The organism is Bradyrhizobium sp. UFLA05-89 (assembly GCF_059803475.1).
Genome location: NZ_JBANBA010000007.1, coordinates 79,013 through 102,731 on the forward strand (window position 1 = coordinate 79,013; position 23,719 = coordinate 102,731).

Here is a 23,719-nt window from a genome sequence, read left to right on the forward strand (position 1 = left end):
TGAGCCTCGTCAGGATCGGGCGGCCATTCTACGCCGGGGCGTGGGCCGTTGTTCCCGATCATGCTCCAAAGGGGGCCGTAGACACTGACCGGGGCCGAAATGTCAAGCCGCGACGACGTCCTGGATGGGGATCGCTGACAGATTACGCCCACCGGCCGGGTCAAGTCCCTCCCGGCCCGCCACGCGGTCGTGGGCTGCCCATGCAGGCAAAACGTTTACGCTGTCGGGAACTCGACGGTGCATTTTAAGTCCCTTTAAATACCCACTGCCGAAATTGCGGCCATGGCATCCGTCGCTACACTGATATCGACAGCTTCCTCCGCTGCCGCACGAGTTCGGCTGTGGTGGCACAGCTGCGTCGACTGGTTGCTCAGCGGCCCGACCTCTCAGTTCGACGACATCCGGAACGAGTTTCTTCAGCAGAGGACGAAAAAGACCAAGACGCTCCTGGTGGCGGTCCTGGCGTCCCTGCTGGTCGCATCGCTCGCCGCGGCTCTGACCGGCGCTGCATGGGCTTATGCCTGGGTACTGGCGGAAATCGTCCTGGGCTGCACCCGAATCTGCCTGATGACGAAGGCCTCCGCGCGGGCAAAAGCCAACGGGCCAGGCGCCGCGAGCGGCACTCCGGTCTGGGTCGGCCTGCTATCGGTGATCGCAATTTCCGCGGGCTGCTATCAATGCGTCGCATCGGGACAGCTGCCGCTGGTCCTGACTGCGGGCGTCGGCCTCGCCAACCTGACCGGTGGAATTGCCTCGGGCAACGCCGGGACGCCGCGTTATGGAATCCTCATGATCTGCATCCTGACGCTGCCCTTTGCGGTGGCCACGATGCTGTCGCCGATCCCCTTCCTGTTCATCGTCGGCCTGCAAACGCCGGTCTATACTGCGGGGATGATTTTCCTGCTGCTTGAAAATCACAAGATCCTGCTCAACCTGCATCGCTCCGAGCGCAACAATCGTCAGATGGCGCACCACGACCTGCTCACCGGTCTTCCCAATCGCGCCCTGAACCGGAAGCTGTTTTCGAAACTGCTTGACGGCCCATGGCCGGAGGTCGCGTCACGATCAGCCGCGAAGCTCACCGTGTTTTGCGTCGATCTCGACAACTTCAAGGGCGTCAATGACCGGCTCGGACATGCGGCCGGCGACGCCGTCCTCGTCGCCGTCGCAGATCGCCTGCGCGCCAGCGTGCGTGAGGCCGATGTCGTGTGCCGCGTTGGTGGCGACGAATTCGTGATCCTGCTGCCCGACATCACGGACACCGAGGCCGCCGACATTGCCCGGCGGATCATCGCGCGGGTCTCGGAGCCGTTCGAGTTTGCGCCCACTGCGCGTGTCGGAGCCAGCATCGGCCTGGCATCCGCGCCGCGCGACGGCGTGACCGCGGACGAATTGCTGAGCGCGGCCGACCGCGCGATGTACGAGGCCAAGCGTCGCGGCAAGGGCGATTTCGTGATCCACGCCTCCGGCGTCGAAGAAATCACCGAAGAGGTGCCGCTTGTCCCCGCGGTGCAAAGCGTCGCGCTGGCCGACTAGAACCCGCCGGCCTTCTGATCCGCGCCGACTTCGGCACCCGCCCGTGCGCGGCGAACGCTGCTGACCAATTGCCCGGGACGATCATCGCGGTTTGGCTTGGCGGTGGCCAATCGCAACACGGCGAGATAGTTCGGCTGCACCTCCATGCGGTCAGCATGCCGGCTCTCGCTCAGCAGGCGATGCACCTTGGGCAAATTGTAGCAGGGCACGTAGAACAAGAGGTGATGCTCGAGATGATAGTTCACGTAATAGGGCGCGATGAACAGGCGCTCGAGAAAATTGGCATGCGTGGTGCGCGTGTTGCGCAAGGGATCGTGGCTGTCGGGAACGACCGCATGCTCGGCGATGTTACGGATGCGGGTGATGACCATCTGCCAGGTCAAAAGCGGCACCAGCCATAGCAGCGGATAGGCCCACCACACGCCGGCGGCCGCGAGCACTGCAAACAGAAGCGCATTCGTGACGCATTGCGGCCCGAGCTTCTCCGAGAAATGCGCCGCGCGCTGCGACCACGGCCAATCCTTCGAACCGAGCGCATTGAGCAGTTGTGCCTTACGCTGCTGGTAGCCGGTCTGTCCGGTGAGATCACGGATGAACTTGCGGCGGTAACTCAGCCTGGTGATCGGGAACGGCGCCGACAGCACGAGATCGGGATCATCCTCTTGTTGCGTGCGCGCATGGTGCTGCAAATGATAGCGCCGATAGCTGCGCGTCTCGGCGAAGACCGGATAGGCGCAGAACCACTGGCTCAGCGCCAGATTGGTCTTTTCATCCGGCGACAGGCAGCCATGCGCGCCGTCATGCATGAGGATCGCGAGGCCCAGCTGACGCGAGCCGATGATGCCGACCGCGAGAACATAGGTCAGCGGATTCGGCCACCACGCCACCAGTGCGATCGCACCCGCGATCAGCGCCCAGGCGTGCGCGATCAGTGCCACGCCCTTCCAGGTGACGCGCTCGCGCACGTTGACGAGCTGGTCCTCGGTCAGGAAATCGCGGGCACGCATGCGAAGCGCGGTCATGGCCTAACCCTCCCCGTCCGATGGTGTTGATGCGCCGCGATCCCCGACGAGCCGCAGGCGCGCCGCATCGCCTGCCGATTTCGCCTGCTCGCCCAGCACGCGCAGCATCTCTGCGCACAGCTCATCAGGCGAGCGGCCCATCGCGTAGCCTTCCACGATGACGCCAATCGCCACCGCCCAGAACCTGCGCGAGCTCTCGTCGGGCGCGCGCAACGTCCGCCAGCCATGGCGCGCGACCTGGGCGCCATAGGCGCGCGCGCCCTCGGTGTGCAGGCGTTCGATGGTGCGCTCGACCAGCGGCGCGAGATCCTGTCGCCGCCGTGTCAACGTCAGCGCTTCGGCGAAGAAGGCCACCGAATCGGTCGCCGTGACCGTCTGCGCGAGCGCACGCGTGTAGGCCTCTGGCGTGTGCGCCTTCAGTGCCGCCTGCTCGGTGGCGCGCGCCAGATATAGGAGATCGCGGCAGGCGCATTCGACGAACAGCGCCTCCTTGGTGCGGAAGTAATAGGTGATCTGGCTCGGAAACGCGTTCGCGGCCGTCGCGATGTCGGAAATCGATGTCCCGGAAAGCCCCTGCTCCCTAAACAACGGACTGGCCGCATCGAGGAGCAGCGAGCGCATCTTGCGCCCCGCAGAACGGGTGGCCCGGACAGCATGCTTTGGGTCGCCCCGAGGCGCTTCCACCGGACCTTTGACGGATTTGGCCATCGGCTCCTCTCGCCATTTATTTGTATGCTATACAAACAAATAAATCAAGCCAGAGGAAGGTGCAGCTTTGGAATGCCCTGGAATCGAAAGGGGCCGCTCCTGAGCGGCCCCTTGCCGGTAAAAATGGTTTCGAGATGAAATTCAGCCCCGGCAATTAGAAGCCTACAACTTTCCATAAAATCTGTGGATTCCGTACAAGCGCGGTGTTCCCGCCCCGGAACCGCTACAATCGTGTTGGCTACGCGCGTCTCCAAAACCTGCGTGCCAAACCTTGCCAAGCCGGCCAAAATCCGTATAAAGCGCGCCATCCGCAGACCCCGGCCGGGAGCTGAACGGACGGTCTCAGCAAATTCACTTGTTGATTTTGATGTGGCAGGGCCAGTCGGCCCGTCGTCCCGTGTTTCCGCCTTCTGAGCTTAATCCCAGAGTCCTTTCCGAAGGCCTCTTAAGGGCTTGACGCCGGGTGAAGCGCCAACATGAGGAAAGGACTTCCATGCCTCTTTACGAGCATGTTTTTCTCGCGCGTCAGGACGCGAGCCCGCAGCAGGTTGAAGAGTTGACGACCCAGATGACCGGGATCGTCGAGGGTCTCGGCGGCAAGGTCACCAAGACCGAGAACTGGGGCGTGCGCTCCCTCACCTACCGCATGAACAAGAATCGCAAGGCGCACTTCGTGCTGCTCAACATCGACGCGCCGTCCGCGGCGATCGCCGAGATCGAGCGCCAGGAGCGCATCAGCGAAGACGTGATCCGCTATCTCAGCGTCCGCGTCGAGGAGCTGGAGGAAGGTCCCTCCGCGATGATGCGCAAGGCTGACCGTGATCGCGAGCGCGATGACCGCGGTGGTGGATTCCGCGGCGAGCGTGAAGGCGGCTTCCGCGGCGACCGCGAAGGCGGCTTCCGTGGTGACCGCGGCCCGCGCCGTCCGCGCGACGAAGCTGAAACGACGGATGGGGAGTAAGAACAATGGCTGAAGCTGGTGCACGCCGTCCGTTTTTCCGTCGCCGCAAGAGCTGCCCGTTCACGGGGGCCAACGCGCCGAAGATCGACTACAAGGATTCCAAGCTGCTGATGCGTTACGTCTCCGAGCGCGGCAAGATCGTGCCGAGCCGCATCACGGCCGTGTCCGCCAAGAAGCAGCGTGAGCTCGCCCGCGCCATCAAGCGCGCGCGGTTCCTCGGCCTCTTGCCCTACGTGATCCGCTAAACGACGTTTCGACCGGCGGCCCTAAGGCCGCCGGTCGTATCATTCAAACTCATAAGGCTTCCGGGTCGTCCGGTCGCCGATGGTTGGGGCGAAATGCCTCTAACCGCTCGAAGGGAGCGGGACAGCTGATGATGGCACTCGTACTCATTGCCCTGATCGCCGGCGCTGCGTCGGCCCTGATGTTCGCCTCGATCGTCTCGGGCGCGCTGATCTCGCTCGTCCTGTTCTACCTCTCGCCTTTGCCGCTGATGGTTGCCGCGATCGGCTGGGGACCGCTTTGTGCGAGCCTTGGCGGCATCGCCGCCGCGACCGGCCTCGGCGCGATTTTCGGCCTGCCGTACTGCCTCGCCTTCGTCGTCACGGTCGCGCTGCCGGCCTGGTGGCTCGGCCATCTCGTGCTGCTCGGCCGTCATACTACGCCTGCCGTGATCACCGCGGGCGCAGAGCCGCCGGCCGAACCTGAGATCGAATGGTACCCGGTCGGGCGCATCCTGCTCTGGATTGCGGGCTTTGCCGCGCTGATCACGATCGCGGCGCTGCTCACGCTCGGCAGCGATGCCGAGGGCATCGCGACCTCGCTGCGCCGCGGCTTGATGCGCATCCTCCGCTCGGCCGATCCGCAAGTCTCCGGCGATACCGACCAGTTCATCGATGCGCTGGCGACCGTCGCACCGGCCGTTGCCACCATCGTGTCGATGATGACGCTCACCCTCAACCTCTGGCTCTCGGCCAAGGTGACCGCGACGTCGGGACGGCTGCGCCGTCCCTGGCCCGCGCTGATGACCGCCGAGCTGCCGTCGATGACGCTCGCCGTACTGTGCATCGCCATCGCCTTCTGCTTCGCCGGCGGGCTGATCGCACTCGCCGCGCAGATCATCACGGCGGCCCTGATGATGGCCTACGCGCTGACCGGGTTCGCCGTGCTGCACACGCTGACGCTTGCGCTGAAGAGCCGCGCCTTCTGGCTCGGCTCGACTTACGCCGTCGTCGTTGTGCTCGGATGGCCCGTGATCGCGATGATCGTACTCGGGCTTGCCGATGCCGTCTTCGGTTTCCGCGAGCGCTTCCTGCGCAACCGGCCACCGCCACTGCCGACCCCTTAAGTTCAACCCGAAGATCCAACTCACATCACTTCAAAAGGAGAACGATTATGGAAGTCATTTTGCTGGAACGCGTGGCCAAGCTCGGCCAGATGGGCGAAGTCGTGAAGGTTCGCGACGGCTATGCCCGCAATTTCCTGCTCAAGCGCGGCAAGGCGCTGCGCGCCACCAACGACAACCGCGCCAAGTATGACGGCATGAAAGCCGAGCTCGAGGCGCGCAATCTCAAGGCCAAGGGCGAGGCGTCCAAGGTCGCCGAGAAGATCGAAGGCAAGAACATCACCGTGATCCGTCAGGCCTCCGAAGCCGGCCAGCTGTTCGGCTCGGTCACCGTGCGCGACATCGTGCTGGCGTTCGAAGCGGACGGCATCTCGCTCGCCCGCCCGCAGGTTCAGCTCGACGCGCCGATCAAGACCATCGGCAAGCACACCATCACCATCGCCGTCCACCCGGAGGTCGAGATCGAGGTCACCGTGACGGTTGCGCGCAGCCAGGAAGAAGCCGAGCGCATCAACCGCGGCGAGGACATCTCGACCCGCAACGAGGATCGCGACGCGGCCGCCGAGGCGATCGCCGCCGCCGGCGAGTTCTTCGATCCGGAAGCCCAGCACGACGATGTCGCGCCGGCACCGGCCGCGGAAGCGACCGAGCAGTAAGCCTCGCGCTCACACGACAGACGGAAGCCCGGCTGCCTATGCGGCCGGGCTTTTCGTTTCGGCGGCAACGTCCGCGCTCAGCTTCGCGATCGAGGCCAGCGCGGTCGCGGTATGCGCTTCTCAGTCAGGACGACGCGGAGGCCGCAATGAGCAGCCTCCGATGCGATGACGAGATGAAAGTCTCTTTAGCGGGAGATCGGCGGGACCGGCGAGCCGGAGGGCTCGGCCGCAGCCGGCGCATCCTGCGGCTTGGCCGCCGCCGGCGCAGAGGCGCCGTTGCCGTTTGAAGAGGCATCGGCGGGCTTCGCCGCGGTGTCCGCCGGCTTCTGCTCAGGCGCAGCCTCGGCCGGTTTTGCAGCGGAGAGCGGAGCCGGCGTCACCTCCGGCACGGGATCGGGCCGCAGCGCGGGAGTCTGGCTGGTCGAAGGTTCGACCTTGGCGCTCTCAGGCTTATCGGCCGGCTTCTCCGCCGGTTTGTCCTTGGCGCTGTCGGGCTTGGCTTCGGTATCGACCTTGGCGCTGTCGTTCTTGGTATCGTTCTTGGAATCGTTCTTGGGTTCGCTCTTCTTGTCCGTGGTCGGCGATTCGGCGGCGGCAGGCATTTCCTTGGGCGTTTCGCCCTTGGGCGTCTCGGCCTTCGGGGCTTCCTCGGGCTCGGGCTTGCCGCGCTTGCTCATGCGCTGCTTGGACTTGCGCCCCTCGGGACCGCGCTCATTGGTCGCCTGGCCATCGGGCCTGGCACCATCCTTCGTACCATCCTTGGCCCCCTCTTCGCTCGGCCGCGCCATCCGCCTCGAACCGGCACGTCCGGTCTCGGACACGGGAGCGCCCTCGCCCTCCGGTTTCGCCGCGTCCTGATGCTGACGCCGGCTGGGATGCTCGGGCTGTTGCGTGGCGCTGGAATTGGCTTCTTTCTCCTTGCCGCCGTCCTTCTTGTCCTTGCCGTCCTTGGACTGGTAGCGCGTGTCGGTCGCACCGTTGGAGACGAGGTAGGAGGACAGGACGCCCGCCATGTCGGAACTCGTGGTGTAATGCTGGCGCAAGAAGCCCGGCAGCGAGCCCGCCGGCACCGACTTGAGCAGTCCCCGCGGCGACTTATGACAGGCGTTACAGGTCTGGGCGAAGATCTGGGACGGACTCTTACCGGCCTCGAGATTCGTCGCCTGCGCAAACGCAGCCTCTGGAGCGCCAAGGCCAATCAGAAGCAACACCGTCGCGAGGTTGAGCGCTCGGCTCGACATCCCGTCATCTCCATTGAAAATACGCAAGAAGGCCAGCCGGCGCCGGCGGCGGGTCACCTTTTAGCCGATTGCGCTGCAATTGGAAGCACGCTCGTGACGCAAGGATGTGATCGCGCGTTTTGCGAATATCGGCTTTGAACACAACGCAATAGCAGGTCGGGAACGTGCTGATTACGTTCCCATGCAAATGCATAGGAACCAATGCAGTTCCGATGCGTCGGTGTGACGACGGGGGTTAGTCGCATCTTTTCGGGTTCGCTCGACAGGGTGGTTCTATGGACCGTTTGTTGCGCAGCTTCCTGACGAAGTTCATCCGCCACGGATCGATGACGGTGACGACCGCAAGTGGCGCAAAATTCACATGCGGCGACGGCTCCGGCCAACATGTGGCAGTCCGCTTCGCGACGACGGAGGCGCAGCGCAAGATCCTGCTCAATCCCGAGCTCGGGCTCGGCGAGGCTTATATGGACGGCGAGTTCGTCGTCGAGCAAGGCACGATTGCTGATGCCCTGGCGATCCTCCTGGATCAACCCGAAATATTGCCGCAGTGGGCCAAACCCCAGTGGCACCTGCGCTACCTGACGCGGCATTTGAAGCAGTTCAACCTGCGCACCCGTGCCAGGACCAATGTCGCCCATCACTACGATCTGGACGGCCGGCTCTATTCGCTCTTCCTCGACGCCGACAAGCAATATAGCTGCGCCTATTTCGAGACGCCGGACACCTCGCTCGACGACGCCCAGCTCGCCAAGAAGCGGCATCTCGCGGCAAAGCTCGTCATCAAACGCGGTCAGCGCGTGCTCGATATTGGCTCTGGCTGGGGCGGGCTCGGCCTCTACCTCGCCGAGATCGCAGGCGCCGACGTCACCGGCATCACGCTCTCGACCGAGCAGTTGCAGGTTGCGAATGCCCGCGCTGCCGAGAAGAGCCTGACCCGGTCGGCCCGGTTCCTGCTCCAGGACTATCGCGACATCGACGGTCCGTTCGACCGCATCGTTTCGGTCGGCATGTTCGAGCATGTCGGCGTCAAGTTCTACGATACCTATTTCGAGCGCTGCGCCGAGCTCCTCGCCGAGGAAGGCGTCATGCTGCTGCATTCGATCGGCCGTTCGCAGGGGCCGGACTCCACCAATCCCTGGATCGCCAAATACATCTTCCCCGGTGGCTATATCCCGGCGCTGTCCGAGGTGCTGCCCGCAATCGAGCGCGCAGGGCTCCTCGTCTGCGACATCGAGATCCTCCGCCTCCACTATGCGGAGACGCTGAGGGCCTGGCGCGAACGCTTCATGGCGCGGCGAGAGGAAGCGGTGCAGCTCTACGACGAGCGCTTTGCGCTGATGTGGGAATTTTATCTGGCCGCCTGCGAGATGACCTTCCGCAAGCAGGGCATGATGAACTTCCAGATCCAGCTCACCAGACGCCAGGGCGTGGTCCCGGTGACCCGCGACTATATCGGGCATGAAGAGGCCCGGCTACGCGGCGTTGAAGGCGCCAGCAAGCCGAGGCTGAAGCTGGCGGGCGAATAATGAACAATAAGGGCTAGTGGCGCAGCCGTGAGGCTGGACAAAGCGTAGCCGGGAGCGCGAGCTGCGCTCGGAACTGCGCCAACGTCTCGGCCGGCAGCTTGGACCTCTCGGATTCGGGGCGGGAGGCGTCCTCCATGGCAGCAATCAGCGCCGACAGCCAGATCCGACTGCCCGCCTCGCTCTGCCAAGTCTGCAGCTCCTGCCGCATTGTCGCCTCGTCTCCTGACGGTCGCGGACCGGACCAATTCCTTACCCGCCGACCGGTTCCGGCCCTTGCCCGAAAGAATCCGGGGGTCTGTGATCTGCTTCACAAAGTGGCGGTCGGAATTGTCCTAGACCGTCCCCCATGAGCAAGAAGATCCAAACCTCCTTCGACGTGCAGGACGATCTCCGCACCGACTATGCCTTGATCGCCACCGGCGTTGCCGCCGCTCTGGTTGCGCTGGTCTACCTCCTGATCGTCTGAACAGTCGGCCGGCCAACGCGCCGCACGATACGCGCCTGCAAAATAGGTCTGCGCGCCGCCGTATAAGGTTCACATTATCCGGATTTTTCCGCGGGCCGGCCTGAGCGAGATCAAGGTGCCGAGGCCAATTCCGCAAAACATCAGTCAAGCATCGCGCATGCTGCGGCTGCTAATCATCCACCATTTTAAAGACCGGTTGATAGCGACCAGCTTTCGCTTCCGCTTTGCGTGTTGTCGGCGCTTTATCGCCGCCCCGCATCTCGCCGGAAAAGTTGCTAAGCACCTCCAACCATGGCCCTGACTGATTCGACCGTCCTGAAACTCGCGCCCGAGGCCGGAACCCCAGCCTACCGGAGCGCGCCGCACAATATCGAGGCGGAACAGAGCCTTCTGGGCGCGATTCTGGTCAACAACGACGCCTTCTACCGCGTCTCCGACTTCCTCGAGCCAAAGCACTTTTTCGAACCCCTGCACCAGACCATCTTCGAGACCGCCGGCAGCCTGATCCGGATGGGCAAGATCGCGACCCCGGTGACGCTGAAGACATTCCTGCCCGCCGATACCGACGTCGGCGGCATGACCATCGGGCAATATCTGGCTCGCCTCGCTGCGGAAGCGACCACGATTATCAACGCCCAGGACTATGGCCGCACCGTCTACGATCTGTCGTTGCGGCGCGACCTGATCGGCATCGGCGAGGACATGGTCAATGTGGCCTATGACGCGCCGGTCGACTTCGCACCGCGGGCGCAGATCGAGGATGCCGAGCGGCGCCTCTACGAGCTCGCCGAATCCGGCCGCTATGATGGCGGCTTCCAGAAGTTCTCGCAGGCGTTGGCGGTCGCCGTCGATCTCGCGGCAAAGGCATTCCAGCGCGACGGAAAGCTGTCCGGCATTTCCACGGGCATGCGCGACCTCGACACCAAGATGGGCGGCCTCCAGCACTCCGACCTCATCATCGTGGCCGGACGCCCGGGCATGGGCAAGACGTCGCTTGCGACCAACATCGCCTACAATGTCGCACGAGCCTACGTTCCGGAACTCCAGGCCGACGGCACCATGAAGGCCGCCAATGGCGGCGTAATCGGCTTCTTCTCCTGCGAAATGTCGGCCGACCAGCTTGCCACGCGTATCGTGGCCGAGCGCACCGGCGTTCCCTCCTCCCACATCCGCCGCGGCGGCATCTCGGAAGCCGATTTCGACAAGATCCGGGAGGTCTCGATCGAGCTGCAGTCGTTGCCGTTCTATGTCGACGCAACCGGCGGCCTGTCGATCGCGCAGCTCATGGCGCGCGCGCGCCGGCTGAAGCGCCAGAAGGGCCTCGATCTCCTCGTGATCGACTACATCCAGCTCCTGTCGGGCTCGGGCAAGCGCGCCAGCGACAGCCGCGTGCAGGAAATCACGGAGATCACGACCAGCCTGAAGGCGCTCGCCAAGGAGCTCAACGTTCCCGTCATCGCGCTGTCCCAGCTCTCGCGCCAGGTCGAATCCCGCGACGACAAGCGGCCGCAGCTGTCCGACTTGCGTGAATCCGGATCAATCGAGCAGGACGCCGACGTCGTGCTGTTCGTGTATCGCGAGGAATATTACCTCGCGATGAAGGAGCCACGCCCGGGCACACCTGAACACGAGAAGTGGCAGCTTGACATGGGTCTTGCGCACGGAAAGGCCGAAGTCATCATCGGCAAGCAGCGCCACGGCCCGACAGGCACCGTCGATCTGGCGTTCGAGGCCTCGGTCACGCGGTTCGGCGACCTCGCCCCTGACAGTCAGCTGCCGGAGCGCAGCAACAACGACTACTGAGTTCCTTGAACCAAACCAGCCTCTTGCGTAAAACGGCGCCGTGACAATCGCGTCGGACCCGAACATGATTCCGCAAAACGGCTTTCTCTCAACGGAGGCCAACCAGGCCGCGGCGCTTGCCGCGTATGGCGGCGTGCTCACCGTCGATCTCGACGCGATCGTCGCCAACTGGCGCAAGCTCGAGAAGACCGCGGTGCCGGCCGAATGCGCCGCCGTGATCAAGGCCGACGCCTATGGCTGCGGCACGGAGCCGGTGGCGCGCGCGCTGCACGGAGCGGGTTGCAAGACCTTCTTCGTCGCAACGATCGAGGAAGCGCGCATCGCCCGCGCGGCGGTGCCGACCGCGACGATCTATGTGCTCGGCGGCTATTTCCAGAACACCGGCGAGCACTACGCCAAGATCGATTGCCGTCCCGTGATCGGCGATCTCAACGAGCTCGCCGAATGGGATGTGTTCTGCCGCCGCACGGGCTGGACCGGCGGCGCGGCCATCCACATCGACACCGGCATGAACCGGCTTGGGCTGACGCTCCAGGAGGCGCAGGCGATCATCCCGCGCATCAATGCCGGCGATCACGGCATCACGCTGGTGATGAGCCATCTGGTCTCCGCCGAGCAGCTCAACAGTTCGGCGAACGCCAAGCAACTCGCAGCCTTCCGCACCATCGCAAGCGAATTCGCGGGCGTGCCCGCGGCGCTCGCCAATTCCTCCGGCATCTTCCTGGGCGCCCCGTTCCAGTTCGACCTGGTGCGGCCGGGCGCGGCGCTCTACGGCGTCAACCCGACGCCGGAGGCCGACAATCCGATGCAGCCGGTGGTCGATCTCAAGGCCCGCATCGTGCAGATCCGCACCATCGAGCGCGGCGAGACGGTCGGCTATGGCGGCACCTGGAGCGCGCGACGCCCCACGAAGCTCGCGATCATCGCGGTTGGCTATGCCGACGGCTATTTCCGCGCCGCCAGCTCCAATGACGGCACCCGCGGCGCCGAGGTGATCGTCGCCGGCAAGCGCTGTCCGGTCGCGGGCCGCGTCTCCATGGATCTGATCGCGATCGACATCACCGATCTGCCACCGAATGCCGTGCGACGCGGCCACATGGTGACGCTGCTCGGCGAAGGCATCACCGTCGACGAGCTCGCGCATCATTTCGGCACCATCGGATATGAGGTGCTGACGAGCCTCGGCCACCGGTATGCCCGAGTCTACAAGGGCGGCAATGTGCACGCGCCGGTTGAACAGCCGGCTCTCGCCCCGCCCGCGGAGGCGTCCGTCGCCGCGCCGCCGCCACTCGTGGAGCAGCCGGCAAGCCCGCCGCCACTGCCGACCTAGCCAACGGTCTCGTGCCCCGGACGCAGCGCAATGCGCCGCTCTTCGCGGCTAGTGCGCCTGCAGAGCCGGGGTCAGCATTTGTGGTGAGATGGGCCCCCGCTCTGCGCACCGCACTGGACGATGCTCCGCATCGCCAGGCGCGCTGCGCCGCGTCTGGGACACGAGACTTTACTTCTTCCTGCTGTCCAGTGCCTTCTTGCAGGTATCGCTGAGCTGGTCACGCTTGCCATTGAGGCATGCGACGATGCGGCCGCCGCCAGGCGCAATGCCGGCGCAGAATTTGTCATAATCCGCCTTGCAGGCGCCGCGCGGATCGGACGATTGTGCCAGCGCGGACCCGGAGAGCGCGACGGCGAATGCGATAACGGCGAAGTTCAACTTGGACATTGTCTCTCCGGTATGGGGCGTGAGGAGCCATCAGCTCTACATGAAGATTGCGACATTCAACATCAACAACATCAACCGTCGCCTGCCCAACCTGCTGCGCTGGCTGCACGGGGCGAATCCTGACGTCGTCGCACTGCAAGAATTGAAGGCCACTGATGGCGAATTTCCGGCCGCTGCAATCGAGAAAGCCGGCTACGGCGCGGTCTGGCGCGGGCAAAAGACGTGGAATGGCGTCGCCATTCTCGCGCGCAACGCCGAGCCCGTGTTGACCCGCGACCGCTTGCCGGGCGACGCTGACGACCTCGAGGCGCGCTACATCGAGGCAGCCGTGCGCGGCATCATCGTCACCAGCATCTATTTGCCGAACGGCAACCCGCAGCCCGGACCGAAATTCGACCACAAGCTCGACTGGTTCGCGCGCCTGAAACGCCACGCAAAAAGTTTGCTCAAGCAGGATCTGCCGGTCGTGCTCGCCGGCGATTACAACGTCGCGCCGACCGAGCTCGACATCTATCCAACGAGATCTTGGGACAAGGACGCCCTGATCCAGCCCAGGAGCCGCGCCGCGTTCAAATCACTCGTTGCGCAAGGCTGGTGCGATGCGCTCCGCACGCTGCATCCGGACAAGCGGATCTACACGTTCTGGGACTACAAACGAAACCGCTGGCCACGCGACGCCGGCTTGCGTCTCGATCACCTCTTGCTCAGCCCTGCCCTGGCCCCGCGCCTGACCAAGGCCGGCGTCGACAAGCAGATCCGTGGCGAAGACGGCGCGAGCGACCACGCGCCGGCATGGGTCGCGCTACGTTAGGTGCGTGCTCGCAAATCCGCTGGGCCGTTACTCGGGCAGCCCTGCTATTCGCAGGCCATCCGTCAACCTGGCGAGATCCTCGGCGCGGCGAAACGGCATTTGCTCCCCAAGATTCGAAAGACGGAGCATCGGATCGAGCTGACGCAGCCGGGCTAACGACATCTCAGGGCTCTCTGGCCGACCGCCGAGCGCGGCGCTGGCGACAATCATCCTTGCGGCCGGAAGGTAGCTGGGATGTTCCCGCGACGTCCGCTCCGCCCATGAGAGTGCGTCGTCATTTCTGCCGCAGGCAAAATGCGCATAGGAACCGACGCACCACCATGCGAAGGAGAAAACGTCGGAAGGGCTCAACTGCAGGGCGCGTTCGACGTTGGCCAGCGCAAGTTCGGGCTCGCCGCGCCAGACGTGAATCCATCCATGCAGACCCAAAGCGGCGGGAGAGTTCGGGTTGAGCGCCCGCGCGCGCGCAACCGCATCCGTTGCAACGTCGAGATCACCTTGAAGATAGGCCAGACCAAAACCGGCCGCAGTCAGGAATAGCGGATCATCCCTCCCGAGGTCGAGCGCGCGTCGAGCAAGTCGCGCACCTTCAGCGGATTCGGCCGCGTGATCGCTGAACCAACCGAACGACTTCGCCCAAGTGTAGCACTGCGAGGCGAACGCATAGCCCGCCGCTGACTCCGGGTCGAGCTGTATTTCCCGCCGAAAGATTTGCAGCGCTTCCGCGTTGGCCTCCCTGGTCAATCGTCTTTGTACTGCAAATCCGTGCATCAACCGCTCCCACGCCGTTGCCGCAGGCTTGCGTGTCGCGCGCCGGGTCTCGACCCGCAGGACGGCGGGCTCTATCGCACCGACCACGCTGGCCGTCACCTGGTCCTGCAGATCGAAAGCATGTTCCAGACCGCCGTCGAAGTGATCGGCCCAGACGTGCGTGCCCGTCGCCGTGTCGATGAGCTGACCGGTTATGCGAATACGATCCCCCGTCTTGCGCACGCTACCTTCCAGGATAAAGCGGACGTCGAGTTCGCGACCGATCTGCCTCACGTCGATGGCACGCCCCCGGTACGCGAAGCTCGAATTGCGGGCGACTACCGACAGCCACTGGAAGCCGGCCAGCCCAGTGATGATCTCCTCGACGATTCCATCCGTGAAATGGTCCTGCTCAGTATCGCCGCTCATGTTCTCGAACGGCAAAACCGCGATCGAGGGCCTGTCGGGCGGAAGGACAGCCTCCGTCGATCCCATGGGACGGACTGAGATCCCTGCCGCGCCCGAAGGCTGGCTCTCTTCGCGAACCGTGCCGACGAAACGAAAGCCCTTTCGTGGCAACGTCTTGATCAGGCGCTGCTCCTCGCCGGTATCGCCGATCGCACTTCTCGCAGCGTTGAGGCGAGTCGTCAGCGCCGCCTCGGATACGATACGTCCCTTCCAGATGGCGTTGACAACGTCCTCCTTGCTGACCACGCGCTCCCTGTTGCAGATCAAGTAATCGAGCAGATCGAAAACTTGAGGCGCTGTCGGCACCACATCAGCTCCGCGACGGAGCTCGCGCCGGTCGGTGTCGAACGCGTAGTGCTCGAACAAATAGCGCAAGGGACATTCCCTCGGTTGCCCTTCGAGGTCGCCACGGCACGGTCTGACGCGAAAGAATAAGCCGCCGGTAAGGAAAATGTAAGCCGCCTGTCAAGCGTGCCCCGCCATGTCCGGACATCCTAGACCGTGCGAAACGACGCCGGGAGGTACCCCGATGACAACGGCCTTCAACGCGTTCGAGCCACGGCGGAATTTTGTGACGGTGCGGCTCGGCCTCGCTGTCCTCGCCAATTGCCGCGATGCATTTTGCGAATGGCGCACACGCGCAAAGCTGTGCGCGAGGTTAGACGGTCTGAGTGACCGGGAGCTGCTCGATCTCGGTATCGGGCGTGGCGAGATCGACTACGTCTCCTCCAATCGCGCCTCCGACCCGCGCAGCGCCGTCGTCCCGCCGTGAGGAAGACCGCGCGCCCGGTTCAAAACGAACGGGCCGCAAAAGAGGCGTGTCATGCAGCAGAGAGAGTCTCACCCAAGTCAATTCGAACAAACCGCGATGCGCGCATTTCGCGTTCAGCCTGATTGGTACGAGCAATATTGGCTTAGACCGAACATGGCCTCGACTAAAGGAAGATGGCGCCGTTCGAGTGTCCTTCTACGTTCGGTCTTGTACGGAGCAATCGTATCCATGTTCTTCGTCTACTTTGGTCATTGAAGCCCAAAAATATCCTCCGCGCATTCTGCCCGTACCATCAGCCAACGATACGTGCCGTCACCACAAATTCTTACCGTCGATCACGTTCACGGGCACCGCATCGAGATCGTAGTCGTCGAACAGGCGCGCGTTGATCGCGACCTTGGGATTGTCGAAGTCGGGCTTGCCGGTCGACCAGTCCGGCGACTCCGAATAGGTGCCGCAGCCGCAGCTCGCACAGTAATGATGTTTGACGGTGCGACTACCCCATTGATAGGTCGCGACGTTCTCCTGCGGAGAGAGCAAGCGGAACTGCGCCGGCGTGTAGTAGGCCCACAGCGCGCCGCGCTTGGCACAGAGCGAGCAAGTGCAGCGCGTCACGCTGGCCGGCGGCTCCGTGACCTCGAACACCGTTTCACCGCAATGGCAGCTCCCTTCGACCGGCATGACCCGCTCCCTCTCTCGAAAATGTCAGGAGATGGTCGTAGCCGAGGCCTGCTGCCAACATGCTGTCAGCATGTGCTGCGGCGCACTGCCTGGTTTGCAGGCAGCGCCCCGCCGGGCGACACCGGCCTGTGTCCCCGAAGAGTTTCGCGGAGCGCGAAGTCCAGCCTGGCTACTTTGCATGGGGTTGATTTCCAGATTTCTTGTTACCGAGGCGAGCCGGTCCGATCTGGAGCGAGAATTGCTACACTCCCCCGATTCCCGGAGCTCTCCCTTTTGGCCTTCCTGTTCGTCCTCATCGTCGGCCTGATCGCCGGCACCATTTCCGGCATCGTTGGCACGGGCTCGTCGATCATGCTGATGCCGGTACTGGTCTTTGAATACGGGCCAAAGGAAGCCGTTCCGATCATGGCGGTCGCGGCCGTGATGGCGAACTTGTCGCGGATCCTCGCCTGGTGGCGCGAGGTCGACTGGAAGGCCTGTGCCGCCTATTCCATCACAGGCATTCCCGCCGCAGCGCTCGGCGCGCGGACGCTGCTGGCGCTGCCCTCGCACGCGGTTGACCTTGCGATCGGCATCTTCCTGATCGCGATGGTGCCGGCGCGGCACTGGTTGGCGCGGCACGACCTGAGAGCCAACCTCTGGCATCTGGCGATCGGCGGCGCGATCATCGGCTATTTCACCGGCATCGTGGTCTCGACGGGACCACTCAGCGTGCCGCTGTTCCTGTTCTATGGCTTGACCAAGGGCGCGTTCCTCGCGACCGAGGCCGCTTCCTCGCTCGGCCTCTATCTGTCGAAATCCGTGACATTCGAACGCTTCGGGGCGCTGACCGGCGACGTCGCGATCAAGGGCCTCATCGCAGGCTCCTCACTGATGTTCGGCGCCTTCATCGCCAAGCGCTTCGTGCTGCACATGAAACCAGACGTGTTCCGCCTGGTGATGGACGCCATCATGGTCGCGGCGGGACTCTCCATGCTATGGAACGCCACGCAATCCCCCTGACACCGATTCACCAGTCCCCATGGCCAAATCCACGCTCTCCTTCGTCTGCCAGAACTGCGGCGCAGCCTATAACCGCTGGCAGGGCAAGTGCGAGGCCTGCGGCGAGTGGAACACGCTGGCCGAGGAGGACGCGACCGGCAACGTGCCGGTGTCGATCCGCTCCAAGCGCAAGGGGCGCACCTTCGCGCTGGAGAGCCTGGCGGGAAAAAGCCCCGACGCCCCGCGACTGTCATCGGGGATGACCGAGCTCGACCGCGTTACCGGCGGCGGCTTCGTGCGCGGCTCGGTGCTGCTGGTCGGCGGCGATCCCGGCATCGGCAAATCGACGCTGCTGACCCAGGCCACGAGCTTGCTGGCCCGTGCCGGCCACCGCGTCGTCTATATCTCCGGCGAAGAGGCAATCGCTCAGGTGCGCTTGCGCGCGGAACGGCTCGGGCTGTCGGACGCGCCGGTGCAGCTCGCCGCGGAGACTTCGGTCGAGGACATCATCTCGACGCTGTCGGAAGGGGCGGTCCCCCGCCTCATCGTGATCGACTCGATCCAGACCATGTGGACCGACACGGTGGAGTCCGCGCCCGGCACGGTGACGCAGGTGCGCGCCTCCGCGCAGGCCCTGATCCGCTTCGCCAAGAAGACGGGCGCCGCCATCATCCTGGTCGGCCACGTCACCAAGGACGGCCAGATCGCCGGCCCCCGCGTGGTCGAGCACATGGTCGACGCGGTGCTGTCCTTCGAGGGCGAAGGCTCGCAGCAATTCCGTATCCTGCGCGCCGTGAAAAACCGCTTCGGCCCCACCGACGAGATCGGCGTCTTCGAGATGACCGGCCTTGGCCTTCGTGAGGTCACCAACCCTTCCGAGCTGTTCCTGTCCGAACGCGACCTCGGCACCCCCGGCACGGCCGTGTTCGCCGGGATCGAGGGCACCCGCCCCCTGCTGGTCGAGCTACAGGCCCTGGTGGCGCCGACCTCGCTCGGTACCCCGCGCCGCGCCGTGGTCGGCTGGGACCCGAGCCGGCTCTCGATGGTGCTGGCGGTGCTGGAAGCCCATTGCGGCGTGAAGCTGTCCGGCCACGACGTCTATCTGAACGTCGCAGGCGGCCTGCGCATCCACGAGCCGGCCGCCGACCTCGCCGCGGCAGCGGCGCTGGTATCCTCGCTGGTTAACGCGCAGTTACCCACCGATGCGGTCTATTTCGGCGAGATTTCGCTCTCCGGCGTGGTGCGGCCCGTAGCCCAGACCCCCGCGCGGCTGAAAGAGGCCGCAAAACTCGGCTTCAGCCGCGCCGTGCTCCCCGAATCGGCCCGAGGCGAAGCCGGCGGGGACGCGGGGCTGTCGCTCAACGCCGTGAACAACCTGACCACGCTGGTCGCCGAGATCGCCGCCCGCGGCTCCCGCCGGGGCGAATCCACAAGTCAGCCCGAGAAAAATGCCACACCCGCCAGATTCCGCCGTGGAGAGGGCTAGGTGGAGGTGACGATCCCCGGCCCCGCCGCTATACAGCCGTCACAAAGCGGCGGGATCGCGTGGTTCCGGACTTGCCGGGAACGCCGTCTGCCCCTCACTTAGGGCGGCGGCCAAAACACCGATTCGCCGAGCATCTTTGAGAGTACGAGCGGACCAGACCAGCCGATGCCGATTACACTCCTCGATCTGATCCTGCTCGGTGTGATGCTGATCTCAGGCCTGCTTGCCATGGTCCGCGGCTTCATGCGCGAAATCCTGTCGATCGCGGCCTGGGGCGCGGCGGCGATCGTGACGCTCTATTCATTCTCGAAGCTGCTGCCGACCGCCAAGACGTACTTCAACAACGACACGGTCGCGAGCGTCGTGGTCGTGGCCGGCGTGTTCGTGGGCACGCTGATTGTGGTCTCCGTGATCACGGTCCGGATCTCCGACATGATCCTGGATTCCCGGATCGGCGCCCTGGACCGCACCTTGGGCTTCCTGTTCGGCCTGGGGCGCGGTCTCCTGATCGTGGTGGTTGCCTTCCTGTTCTTCACCTGGCTGGTCCCGGACAAGCAGCGCCCGGACTGGGTCACGGGAGCGAAGTCCCGGGTGGTCTTGCAGGGAACCGGGGATTGGCTGATGTCGCTCTTGCCTGATGACCCCGAGAACACCATCTTGAAGAGATTCAAGAAAAACAAACCAGATGATGATCAAGCTGATACCGAGCAGCAGCCTGCGGGCGGCAGCGACGGCTACAGTAAACCGGCTCGTGACAGCCTTAAAAAGCTGATCGAGAAACCCGCGGCGCGTTGAATTGAGCCCGAAGAGAGGCGCGATGGACGAGATGCAAAACCCCGACTGGAACGCCCAGCTTGATCTCGACCTCCCCCCGGCCGGGCTCGAGCTTCAGGACGATCTCGAGGGGGATACGCTACGCGAGGAATGCGGCGTATTCGGCATCTACGGTCACCCCGACGCCGCCGCCATTACCGCCCTCGGCCTCCACGCCCTGCAGCACCGCGGCCAGGAGGCCGCCGGCATCGTCTCCTACGACGGCTCCCGCTTCCATTCCGAGCGCCGCCTCGGCCTCGTCGGCGACACCTTCTCCCGCCGCGAGGTGATCGACCGCCTGCCCGGCAGTGTCGCGGTTGGCCACGTCCGCTACTCCACGACCGGCGCCACGATCCTGCGCAACGTGCAGCCGCTGTTCGCCGAACTGAATGCCGGCGGCCTGGCGGTTGCTCATAACGGCAACCTTACCAACGGCCTGACGCTGCGCCGCGAGCTCGTCAAGAACGGCGCGATGATGCAGTCGACCACCGACACCGAGGTGATCCTGCATTTGGTGGCGCGGTCCAAGCGCAACCGCTTCATCGAACGCTACATCGACGCGCTGCGCGAGATCGAAGGCGCCTATGCCCTGGTCTCGGTGACCAACAAGAAGCTGGTCGGCGCGCGCGATCCGCGCGGCATTCGCCCCTTGGTGCTCGGCGAGCTCGACGGCTGCCCGATCCTGACGTCGGAGACCTGCGCACTCGACATCATCGGCGCGCGCTTCGTGCGCGACATCGAGCCCGGCGAAGTCATCGTGTTCGACGAGAACGGCCAGGACGTCCACAAGCCGTTCCCGCCGATGGCCCCGCGGCCCTGCATCTTCGAATACATCTATTTCTCCCGGCCTGATTCCATCGTCCATGGCCGCTCGGTCTACGAGGTGCGCAAGGCCTTTGGCGCGCAGCTCGCCAGGGAGAGCCACGTGCCGGTCGACGTGGTGGTGCCGGTGCCCGATTCCGGCGTGCCCGCCGCGGTCGGCTACAGCCAGTTCTCCGGCGTGCCGTTCGAGCTCGGCATCATCCGCAACCACTATGTCGGCCGCACCTTCATCCAGCCGACGCAGGCGATCCGCGAATCCGGCGTGCGCATGAAGCACTCGGCCAACCGCGCCGCGATCGAAGGCAAGCGCATCATCCTGATCGACGACTCGCTGGTGCGTGGCACCACCTCGAAGAAGATCGTGCGCATGATGCGCGATGCGGGCGCGACCGAGGTGCACTTCCGTCTCGCCTCGCCACCGATCCTCTATCCCGACTACTACGGCATCGACCTGCCCGATCGCGGTGGCCTGCTCGCGGCAACGCATTCACTGGAAGAGATGCGCGAGATCATCGGGGCGGACTCGCTCGCCTTCCTGTCGATCGACGGCATGTACCGCGCGATGGGCGAGCCCGGACGCGACCCGGCCAATCCGAAGTTTTCGGATCACTGTTTTACCGGCGCCTATCCAACGCATCTCACCGACCAGACCCAGACCGAACAGCAGCCGCGCCAATTGTCGCTACTGGCGGAGGCGAGTTAGTCCGTCCCCAGCAGTCATTCCGGGGCGCGCGTAACGCGAACCCGGAATCTCGATCTCGTATCGTAATCTCCGGATTCCGGTTCGATGCTTCGCATCGCCCCGGAATGACGACCAAGCGGGGGCTTGTCCCGGCCATCCACGCCTGTAAAACCCCGCCATGACAAAACTCCTCGCCAACCGCATCGCTCTCGTCACCGGCGCCTCGCGCGGCATCGGCTATGCCACCGCGATCGCGCTGGCAAAAGCCGGTGCGCACATCGTCGCGGTCGCGCGCACGCAGGGCGGGCTGGAAGAGCTCGACGACGAGATCCGGAAATCAGGCGGCAACGCCACACTGGTGCCACTCAACCTCACCGACTTCGACGGTATCGCGCGGCTCGGCGCCGCGCTGCATGAGCGCCACGGCAAGCTCGACATTCTCGTCGGCAATGCCGGCGTGCTCGGCCCCTCCTCGCCGCTCGGCCATATCGAGCTGAAGACCTTCACCGATGTGATGGCGATCAACGTGTCGGCGAATTTCCAGCTCATCCGCTGCATGGAGCCACTGCTGAAACAGTCCGACGCCGGCCGCGCGGTGTTCATCACCTCGGGCGCAGCCAACAAGGCGACCGCTTATGTCGGCCCCTACGCGGCCTCCAAGGCTGCGCTGGAAACGCTGGCGCGCGCCTGGGCGCAGGAGACCGCGAGCACGAAACTGCGCGTCAACCTGTTCAATCCCGGGCCGATCCGCACCCGCATGCGCGCGACCCTGATGCCGGGCGAGGATCCCTTGACGCTCGACACGCCCGAGCAGGCGGCCGAGTTCATCGTGCCGATGTGCGCGCCTGACTGGGCGGAAACCGGCAAATTCTACGACTACAAGTTGCGCACGCTGATGAGCTTCCGGCCGCCAGCCTGAGGCCCGCGCATGCTGGCCGACGCGCGGCCACGCGACGGATTGATGAAATTTAAGTCAGCAAGAGACGATCGGATTAACCGATCGCCCGGACCGCTACGATTAGCGCATTGCCGCAAGCATCAGGACACGCTATCGGACACATCAAGATCGTGACCGATCACGCCGATGGTCAAAAGCCCCATCCAAGAGGGCCGTCCCGGCATCAACAGTTGGAGGGAATACAATGAAAAACTTGCGCGCGTGGCGCTACGCCGCGCTGTTGACCTGTGCCGGCCTCGGCTTCGCCACCTCGGCTTCCGCCCAAGACAAGACCGTCAAGATCGGCGTGCTCAACGACATGTCGAGCCTCTATGCCGACATCGGCGGGCCGAACTCGGTTGCCGCCGTGAAGATGGCAGTCGAGGATTCCGGCCTGAAGGCCAAGGGCTGGACGATCGATGTCGTCTCGGGCGATCACCAGAACAAGCCCGACGTCGGCGTCAACATCGCAAGGCAGTGGATTGACAACGACAAGGTCGACGTCATCTCCGACACGCCGAGCTCGGGCGTTGCGCTCGCGGTGAACAACCTCGTCAAGGAAAAGAACTCGGTGCTGCTCAATTCGGGCGCGGCCACCGCCGATCTCACCGGCAAGGCCTGCACGCCGAACACGATCTCCTACACCTACGACACCTACATGCTGGCGAACGGCACCGGCAAGGCATTGACCAAGGCCGGCGGCGACAGCTGGTTCTTCCTGACCGCCGACTACGCCTTCGGCCACGCGCTGGAGCGCGACACCAGCGCGGTCGTCACCGCCAATGGCGGCAAGGTGCTCGGCGGCGTCAAGCATCCGCTCAATTCGTCCGACTTCTCCTCCTTCCTGCTGCAGGCGCAGTCGTCGAAGGCCAAGATCATCGGCCTCGCCAATGCCGGCGGCGACACCACCAACGCGATCAAGCAGGCATCGGAATTCGGCATCGTGGCGGGCGGCCAGAAGCTCGCAGCGCTGCTGCTGTTCATCAACGACGTGCACTCGCTCGGCCTCAAGACCGCGCAGGGGCTGACCTTCACCGAGTCCTTCTACTGGGATCTCAACGACCAGACGCGCGAATGGTCGAAGCGATTCCAGAAGGTCTCGCCGAAGGGCTCGATGCCGTCGATGACGGTCGCCGGTCTCTATGCCGGCATCCTGCATTATCTGAAGGCGATGGACGCGCTCGGCAGCAACCCGCATGACGGCGCCAAGGTCGTTGCCAAGATGAAGGAACTGCCGACGGATGATCCGCTGTTCGGCAAGGGCCCGCTGCGCGCCGACGGCCGCCGCCTCATCCCGGCCTATCTGTTCGAGGTGAAGAAGCCGGAAGAGTCGAAGGGCCCGTGGGACTATTACAAGCTGGTCGCCACCATCGCACCGGAAGACGCTGCCAAGCCGCTCGAGGCGAGCGAGTGTCCGCTGGTGAAGAAGTAAAGCGACACTGTCGTAGGGTGGGCAAAGGCGCGAAAGCGCCGTGCCCACCGTTCCTCCATCGCTGTGATAGAAGCGGTGGGCACGCTTCCGCCATCGCTCTTCG

General features: G+C 64.4%; 22 protein-coding genes. 16 read left to right on the plus strand and 6 right to left on the minus strand.

Annotated elements, in window-relative coordinates; all coding sequences use genetic code 11:
* Positions 1–282 precede the first annotated feature (282 nt).
* Entirely contained in the window at positions 283–1,536 is a 1,254-nt protein-coding gene (locus SO139_RS06030; RefSeq protein ID WP_449378571.1) for a diguanylate cyclase domain-containing protein, read from the plus strand.
* Here SO139_RS06030 and SO139_RS06035 read toward each other — a convergent pair.
* Together SO139_RS06035 and SO139_RS06040 are read right to left on the minus strand one after the other, a co-directional pair.
* The gene (locus SO139_RS06035) at positions 1,533–2,558 is read right to left on the minus strand and encodes a fatty acid desaturase family protein (protein WP_449378572.1); all 1,026 of its coding nucleotides are present in this window, start codon (positions 2,556–2,558) and stop codon (positions 1,533–1,535) included. The two genes, SO139_RS06030 and SO139_RS06035, sit on opposite strands and share 4 nt — an antisense overlap.
* A 3-nt stretch (positions 2,559–2,561) precedes the next feature.
* Positions 2,562–3,266 (minus strand): TetR/AcrR family transcriptional regulator C-terminal domain-containing protein, encoded by a 705-nt coding sequence (locus SO139_RS06040; RefSeq protein ID WP_449378573.1) that lies wholly within the window; start codon positions 3,264–3,266, stop codon positions 2,562–2,564.
* A gap of 493 nt (positions 3,267–3,759) precedes the next feature.
* Here SO139_RS06040 and rpsF point away from each other — a divergent pair, with 493 nt between their 5' ends.
* The 4 genes from rpsF (at position 3,760) to rplI (ending at position 6,228) form a co-directional block, all read left to right on the plus strand.
* Complete coding sequence (gene rpsF, locus SO139_RS06045; RefSeq protein WP_449378574.1) at positions 3,760–4,227, plus strand: 30S ribosomal protein S6; 468 nt, start codon at positions 3,760–3,762, stop codon at positions 4,225–4,227.
* A gap of 5 nt (positions 4,228–4,232) precedes the next feature.
* Positions 4,233–4,472, plus strand: coding sequence for a 30S ribosomal protein S18 (gene rpsR / locus SO139_RS06050; RefSeq protein ID WP_007592020.1), 240 nt, complete (start codon positions 4,233–4,235; stop codon positions 4,470–4,472).
* 128 nt (positions 4,473–4,600) lie between these two features.
* Positions 4,601–5,575 (plus strand): YybS family protein, encoded by a 975-nt coding sequence (locus SO139_RS06055; RefSeq protein ID WP_449378575.1) that lies wholly within the window; start codon positions 4,601–4,603, stop codon positions 5,573–5,575.
* 47 nt (positions 5,576–5,622) lie between these two features.
* Positions 5,623–6,228, plus strand: coding sequence for a 50S ribosomal protein L9 (gene rplI / locus SO139_RS06060; protein WP_449378576.1), 606 nt, complete (start codon positions 5,623–5,625; stop codon positions 6,226–6,228).
* A gap of 185 nt (positions 6,229–6,413) precedes the next feature.
* Here rplI and SO139_RS06065 read toward each other — a convergent pair whose 3' ends face one another.
* On the minus strand, positions 6,414–7,469 hold the full coding sequence (locus SO139_RS06065) for a hypothetical protein (RefSeq protein WP_449378577.1): 1,056 nt from the start codon (positions 7,467–7,469) through the stop codon (positions 6,414–6,416).
* Between the two features lie 275 nt (positions 7,470–7,744).
* Here SO139_RS06065 and SO139_RS06070 point away from each other — a divergent pair, with 275 nt between their 5' ends.
* The 3 genes from SO139_RS06070 to alr all read left to right on the plus strand — a co-directional run bounded on the left by SO139_RS06070 (position 7,745) and on the right by alr (position 12,594).
* The gene (locus SO139_RS06070) at positions 7,745–8,995 is read left to right on the plus strand and encodes a cyclopropane fatty acid synthase (RefSeq protein ID WP_449378578.1); all 1,251 of its coding nucleotides are present in this window, start codon (positions 7,745–7,747) and stop codon (positions 8,993–8,995) included.
* 757 nt (positions 8,996–9,752) lie between these two features.
* The gene (locus SO139_RS06075) at positions 9,753–11,264 is read left to right on the plus strand and encodes a replicative DNA helicase (RefSeq protein ID WP_449378579.1); all 1,512 of its coding nucleotides are present in this window, start codon (positions 9,753–9,755) and stop codon (positions 11,262–11,264) included.
* A gap of 46 nt (positions 11,265–11,310) precedes the next feature.
* On the plus strand, positions 11,311–12,594 hold the full coding sequence (alr, locus tag SO139_RS06080) for an alanine racemase (protein WP_498539775.1): 1,284 nt from the start codon (positions 11,311–11,313) through the stop codon (positions 12,592–12,594).
* Between the two features lie 168 nt (positions 12,595–12,762).
* Here the strand turns inward: alr and SO139_RS06085 are convergent, their stop codons facing one another.
* Positions 12,763–12,981 carry a cysteine rich repeat-containing protein gene (locus SO139_RS06085; RefSeq protein WP_449378580.1) on the minus strand — a complete coding sequence of 73 codons (219 nt, stop codon included), beginning with the start codon at positions 12,979–12,981 and terminating at the stop codon, positions 12,763–12,765.
* A 40-nt stretch (positions 12,982–13,021) separates the two neighbouring features.
* On the opposite strand from SO139_RS06085, the gene SO139_RS06090 reads away from it, so the two are divergent.
* Positions 13,022–13,792, plus strand: coding sequence for an exodeoxyribonuclease III (locus tag SO139_RS06090; RefSeq protein WP_449378581.1), 771 nt, complete (start codon positions 13,022–13,024; stop codon positions 13,790–13,792).
* A gap of 27 nt (positions 13,793–13,819) precedes the next feature.
* Here SO139_RS06090 and SO139_RS06095 read toward each other — a convergent pair whose 3' ends face one another.
* Positions 13,820–15,385, minus strand: a complete 1,566-nt coding sequence (locus tag SO139_RS06095) for a winged helix-turn-helix domain-containing protein (RefSeq protein WP_449378582.1) — start codon at positions 15,383–15,385, stop codon at positions 13,820–13,822.
* A gap of 154 nt (positions 15,386–15,539) precedes the next feature.
* Here SO139_RS06095 and SO139_RS06100 point away from each other — a divergent pair, with 154 nt between their 5' ends.
* A complete protein-coding gene (locus SO139_RS06100; RefSeq protein ID WP_449378583.1) occupies positions 15,540–15,782 on the plus strand; it encodes a DUF1127 domain-containing protein in 243 nt (80 codons plus the stop codon).
* A gap of 312 nt (positions 15,783–16,094) precedes the next feature.
* Here SO139_RS06100 and SO139_RS06105 read toward each other — a convergent pair whose 3' ends face one another.
* Positions 16,095–16,463, minus strand: a complete 369-nt coding sequence (locus tag SO139_RS06105; RefSeq protein WP_449378584.1) for a GFA family protein — start codon at positions 16,461–16,463, stop codon at positions 16,095–16,097.
* A 273-nt stretch (positions 16,464–16,736) separates the two neighbouring features.
* Between SO139_RS06105 and SO139_RS06110 the strand changes: the two genes are divergently transcribed.
* The 6 genes from SO139_RS06110 to SO139_RS06135 all read left to right on the plus strand — a co-directional run bounded on the left by SO139_RS06110 (position 16,737) and on the right by SO139_RS06135 (position 23,616).
* Positions 16,737–17,465, plus strand: coding sequence for a sulfite exporter TauE/SafE family protein (locus SO139_RS06110; protein ID WP_449378585.1), 729 nt, complete (start codon positions 16,737–16,739; stop codon positions 17,463–17,465).
* Between the two features lie 19 nt (positions 17,466–17,484).
* Positions 17,485–18,930 (plus strand): DNA repair protein RadA, encoded by a 1,446-nt coding sequence (gene radA, locus SO139_RS06115; RefSeq protein ID WP_449378586.1) that lies wholly within the window; start codon positions 17,485–17,487, stop codon positions 18,928–18,930.
* Between the two features lie 165 nt (positions 18,931–19,095).
* Positions 19,096–19,725 carry a CvpA family protein gene (locus tag SO139_RS06120; RefSeq protein WP_449378587.1) on the plus strand — a complete coding sequence of 210 codons (630 nt, stop codon included), beginning with the start codon at positions 19,096–19,098 and terminating at the stop codon, positions 19,723–19,725.
* Between the two features lie 31 nt (positions 19,726–19,756).
* Positions 19,757–21,268, plus strand: coding sequence for an amidophosphoribosyltransferase (gene purF / locus SO139_RS06125; protein WP_449378632.1), 1,512 nt, complete (start codon positions 19,757–19,759; stop codon positions 21,266–21,268).
* A gap of 157 nt (positions 21,269–21,425) precedes the next feature.
* Positions 21,426–22,166, plus strand: a complete 741-nt coding sequence (locus SO139_RS06130) for an SDR family NAD(P)-dependent oxidoreductase (protein ID WP_449378588.1) — start codon at positions 21,426–21,428, stop codon at positions 22,164–22,166.
* A 223-nt stretch (positions 22,167–22,389) separates the two neighbouring features.
* Positions 22,390–23,616, plus strand: coding sequence for an ABC transporter substrate-binding protein (locus SO139_RS06135; protein ID WP_449378589.1), 1,227 nt, complete (start codon positions 22,390–22,392; stop codon positions 23,614–23,616).
* The last annotated feature ends 103 nt before the right edge of the window (positions 23,617–23,719 follow it).

What these genes read in the sequence shown, in the direction of transcription:
- SO139_RS06070 (WP_449378578.1), top strand. Translation starts at nt 7,745, where the DNA reads ATGGACCGTTTGTTGCGCAGCTTCCTGACGAAGTTCATCCGCCACGGA.
- rpsR (WP_007592020.1), top strand. Translation starts at nt 4,233, where the DNA reads ATGGCTGAAGCTGGTGCACGCCGTCCGTTTTTCCGTCGCCGCAAGAGC.
- rpsF (WP_449378574.1), top strand. Translation starts at nt 3,760, where the DNA reads ATGCCTCTTTACGAGCATGTTTTTCTCGCGCGTCAGGACGCGAGCCCG.
- SO139_RS06085 (WP_449378580.1), bottom strand. Translation starts at nt 12,981, where the DNA reads ATGTCCAAGTTGAACTTCGCCGTTATCGCATTCGCCGTCGCGCTCTCC.
- SO139_RS06135 (WP_449378589.1), top strand. Translation starts at nt 22,390, where the DNA reads ATGAAAAACTTGCGCGCGTGGCGCTACGCCGCGCTGTTGACCTGTGCC.
- SO139_RS06035 (WP_449378572.1), bottom strand. Translation starts at nt 2,558, where the DNA reads ATGACCGCGCTTCGCATGCGTGCCCGCGATTTCCTGACCGAGGACCAG.
- SO139_RS06040 (WP_449378573.1), bottom strand. Translation starts at nt 3,266, where the DNA reads ATGGCCAAATCCGTCAAAGGTCCGGTGGAAGCGCCTCGGGGCGACCCA.
- SO139_RS06075 (WP_449378579.1), top strand. Translation starts at nt 9,753, where the DNA reads ATGGCCCTGACTGATTCGACCGTCCTGAAACTCGCGCCCGAGGCCGGA.
- rplI (WP_449378576.1), top strand. Translation starts at nt 5,623, where the DNA reads ATGGAAGTCATTTTGCTGGAACGCGTGGCCAAGCTCGGCCAGATGGGC.
- SO139_RS06120 (WP_449378587.1), top strand. Translation starts at nt 19,096, where the DNA reads ATGCCGATTACACTCCTCGATCTGATCCTGCTCGGTGTGATGCTGATC.
- SO139_RS06100 (WP_449378583.1), top strand. Translation starts at nt 15,540, where the DNA reads ATGACAACGGCCTTCAACGCGTTCGAGCCACGGCGGAATTTTGTGACG.
- SO139_RS06055 (WP_449378575.1), top strand. Translation starts at nt 4,601, where the DNA reads ATGATGGCACTCGTACTCATTGCCCTGATCGCCGGCGCTGCGTCGGCC.
- SO139_RS06065 (WP_449378577.1), bottom strand. Translation starts at nt 7,469, where the DNA reads ATGTCGAGCCGAGCGCTCAACCTCGCGACGGTGTTGCTTCTGATTGGC.
- purF (WP_449378632.1), top strand. Translation starts at nt 19,757, where the DNA reads ATGCAAAACCCCGACTGGAACGCCCAGCTTGATCTCGACCTCCCCCCG.
- radA (WP_449378586.1), top strand. Translation starts at nt 17,485, where the DNA reads ATGGCCAAATCCACGCTCTCCTTCGTCTGCCAGAACTGCGGCGCAGCC.
- SO139_RS06105 (WP_449378584.1), bottom strand. Translation starts at nt 16,463, where the DNA reads ATGCCGGTCGAAGGGAGCTGCCATTGCGGTGAAACGGTGTTCGAGGTC.
- SO139_RS06030 (WP_449378571.1), top strand. Translation starts at nt 283, where the DNA reads ATGGCATCCGTCGCTACACTGATATCGACAGCTTCCTCCGCTGCCGCA.
- SO139_RS06130 (WP_449378588.1), top strand. Translation starts at nt 21,426, where the DNA reads ATGACAAAACTCCTCGCCAACCGCATCGCTCTCGTCACCGGCGCCTCG.
- SO139_RS06090 (WP_449378581.1), top strand. Translation starts at nt 13,022, where the DNA reads ATGAAGATTGCGACATTCAACATCAACAACATCAACCGTCGCCTGCCC.